The sequence below is a fragment of the Bradyrhizobium sp. NBAIM18 genome (assembly GCF_020193825.1).
In the GTDB taxonomy this organism is placed as follows: Bacteria; Pseudomonadota; Alphaproteobacteria; order Rhizobiales; family Xanthobacteraceae; genus Bradyrhizobium; species Bradyrhizobium yuanmingense.
This window is the reverse complement of the sequence record NZ_JADYVO010000079.1, coordinates 1-399: the sequence shown is the minus strand read 5'-3', so window position 1 is coordinate 399 and position 399 is coordinate 1. Positions and strand designations below refer to the sequence as shown.

Here is a 399-nt window from a genome sequence, read left to right as displayed (position 1 = left end):
GTTATACAATTATCTGATTGATTTTTAATATATCTTTTCTTAAATCATCGTTAATATCTGACGGTTCTAGCTGGTTTATAAGTTGCCTTATTTGGGTAAAGGTACTTTTCTGATCTTTTAGATCTTCTCCTTTTATCGTTGATAAAGCTGCAATTAGTTCACCATCGTAATATTCACCCGCTAACGGCTCTTTAGTTAGAACTTCCAACACTCTTGGCATCAACTGATCAATACATAAATTTTGTCGGATAGCGCGGCAAAGATCTTCCACTGTTAACTTTTCAAGAGGCACATCTATGATACGTTCGAACCAGAGTTCAAGCTGTGATTGTTGCTCAGGCTCTTTTGTCATATTGATGTTTCCAATCAATTTACGTAAGGTAATCATATTCCATATCC

The 399-nt window shown here is 35.3% G+C and carries 1 protein-coding gene; it reads right to left on the bottom strand.

Annotated elements, in window-relative coordinates:
- Position 1 precedes the first annotated feature (1 nt).
- Positions 2 to 388, bottom strand: coding sequence for a toxin-immunity protein system imunity protein CdiI (gene cdiI / locus I6F17_RS37490; RefSeq protein WP_000631803.1), 387 nt, complete (start codon positions 386 to 388; stop codon positions 2 to 4).
- Positions 389 to 399: the final 11 nt, after the last annotated feature.

Excerpts from the sequence above, each read along its gene's own strand:
- cdiI (WP_000631803.1), bottom strand. The coding sequence starts at position 388 with ATGATTACCTTACGTAAATTGATTGGAAACATCAATATGACAAAAGAG.